Annotated in this window: 1 pseudogene; it reads right to left on the reverse strand. The window is 70.4% G+C overall.

The annotated features are described in order from the left end of the window. Positions 1 to 348: pseudogene (locus tag ACOADB_RS04190) on the reverse strand (heavy metal translocating P-type ATPase); the annotation flags it as partial.

Genomic DNA, 348 nt, shown 5'->3' on the forward strand with positions numbered 1-348 from the left:
AGTGCCCCAGAACAGGGCGTACAGCGACCACCCGAGCGCGGCCAGGGTGCCCAGGGAGATCAGCGTGTCCATGGTCGAGGTGCCGTGGCGCAGGTTGGTCCATGCGGCCTTGTGGAACGGCCAGGCACCCCACGCCACCACGGGTGCGGCGAGCGTGAGTGAGAGCCACTGCCAGTTCGTGAACTGCAGTGCGGGGACCATGGCCATCGCGATCACCGGACCGGTCAGGACCGCCGAGATCACGAGCCGTTGCCGCAACACCTGGAGCGCGTGCTCCTCGGGTGATTCGGCACCGCCTGCCGAAGGCGCGTCGGGCGGCTGGGGGAGTCGGGCGCCGTACCCGGCCTG

This window comes from Nocardioides sp. CPCC 206348 (genome assembly GCF_048654705.1).
GTDB lineage: Bacteria > Actinomycetota > Actinomycetes > Propionibacteriales > Nocardioidaceae > Nocardioides.